This window comes from Niabella terrae (assembly GCF_054783135.1).
On sequence record NZ_BAAGRD010000021.1, the window covers coordinates 1 to 768 of the forward strand.

3 protein-coding genes are annotated in these 768 nt (G+C 44.1%); all 3 read right to left on the minus strand.

Going from position 1 to position 768, the window contains the following annotated elements:
- The coding region (locus ACYVI9_RS15020) for a hypothetical protein (protein ID WP_460765948.1) at positions 1-245 on the minus strand (245 nt) is incomplete at its 3' end.
- A gap of 2 nt (positions 246-247) precedes the next feature.
- Positions 248-598 (minus strand): IS66 family insertion sequence element accessory protein TnpB, encoded by a 351-nt coding sequence (gene tnpB, locus ACYVI9_RS15025; RefSeq protein WP_460765951.1) that lies wholly within the window; start codon positions 596-598, stop codon positions 248-250.
- Positions 586-768: hypothetical protein (locus tag ACYVI9_RS15030; protein ID WP_460765954.1), on the minus strand; the 183-nt coding region annotated here is incomplete at its 5' end. The genes tnpB and ACYVI9_RS15030, both read right to left, overlap by 13 nt.

The following is a 768-nucleotide window of genomic DNA, read 5'->3' on the forward strand; positions in this document are numbered from 1 at the left end:
GCCTCAATATCGGATACAAACTTTTCCGCACGACTACCAAATATCATTCTTTTAAGCTCCCGGATTTGGAGTTGAAGAGATTCAACCTGAAGTTGAGATGAATGCATTTGTGATTGCAACTCAGCAATGATCGTATCCTTTTGTGCGCTGAGTTCTTTGTAGTCGATATTTGTATCCTTGGTGGCGATGAAAAGGATACTGCAAGCTTGATGCCATATCCTGTTTAAATGCAGTAATGGCAGCACTTTCAGCCAGTTTGTCTATACCTGAATTTATGTCGTACACTTTTGAGGATAACACCTTGCAAAATGAGTTGCAACTGTTGAGCGCTGATGGTGTAATGACCAGTTTTAGCAAGCGCCGGTCGCTCAAATGTCCCTTTCTCCAATCCCTTCTCATACAAAGCAAAGCCATCATGATCCCATTGGAGTAGCTTTACTTTATTACCCCGCCGACTGATAAAAATAAACACATCGCCGCTCGTAACATCCAGACCCATTTCTGAACGCACCAGGCCGCTCAGACTGTAAGCCCCTTTGCGCATATCTGCAAATCCGTTATAATAGAAATACCGGCACGAAGCACTTAAATGCAGCATATCAGCGATTTTAGATTGGAAGCATTCAACTCGCCGGAAAAGTTTAAAACTACTCCGTTGGGGTAAGTGATCTCAACAGATCCGCCAACCTTGGCATTATCAATATGTACCGCAACTAGATTACCAGAAGGCGCTGCTGCACTCAGGCGCCGCAGCCAATAATAGTAGCC

Coding starts and splice junctions, on each gene's coding strand:
- tnpB (WP_460765951.1), bottom strand. CDS start 598: ATGCTGCATTTAAGTGCTTCGTGCCGGTATTTCTATTATAACGGATTT.